General features: G+C 36.2%; 1 protein-coding gene. It reads right to left on the bottom strand.

What is annotated here, in order from left to right; all coding sequences use genetic code 11:
• Nucleotides 1-679: bacterial Ig-like domain-containing protein (locus WMO19_RS09840; RefSeq protein ID WP_349171691.1), on the bottom strand; the 679-nt coding region annotated here is incomplete at both ends.

Below are 679 nucleotides of genomic sequence, written 5' to 3'. Positions count from 1 at the left end.
CTCCTTCTGTGTAGCTTAGTTTTGTTGGTTGTGTCTTTACTACCATCTTTTCTACATGAGCTGGATCAAATACTTTTGCATTTACTGTTAAGGCTTCTGTTTCTGCTGTTAAGCTTGCTTTTGTTAATTTAACTGTCTTTGCGTTGTGGTCATCTACTGTTAAAGCTGTATCATTTGCTGGTGCTGCTGTGATTCCATTTGCTGCAAAGTCTTTAAATTCTACATCTTTTGTTAAGCCTTGCTTGTCTGTTAATGTTACAACTAGTTTTGTTAAGTCTAGTTTGTCTCCTTCTGTGTAGCTTAGTTTTGGTTGTGTCTTTACTACCATCTTTTCTACATGAGCTGGATCAAATACTTTTGCATTTACTGTTAAGGCTTCTGTTTCTGCTGTTAAGCTTGCTTTTGTTAATTTAACTGTCTTGCCGTTATTAGCTGCTACTGTTAAAGCTGTATCATTTGCTGGTGCTGCTGTGATTCCATTTGCTGCAAAGTCTTTAAATTCTACATCTTTTGTTAAGCCGTGATTGTCTGTTAATGTTACTTCTAGTCCTGCTAGTGCTAGTTTTTCTCCTTCTGTGTAGATTAGTTTTGTTGGTTGTTCTTTTACTACCATCTTTTCTACATGAGCTGGATCAAATACTTTTGCCTTTACTGTTAAGGCTTCTGTTTCTGCTGTTAA

It is taken from the genome of Peptoniphilus hominis (ex Hitch et al. 2025), from assembly GCF_040096015.1.
In the GTDB taxonomy this organism is placed as follows: Bacteria; Bacillota; Clostridia; order Tissierellales; family Peptoniphilaceae; genus Peptoniphilus_A; species Peptoniphilus_A hominis.
Note: the sequence above shows the minus strand (reverse complement) of the source record. Positions and strands in the feature narration are given on the sequence as shown.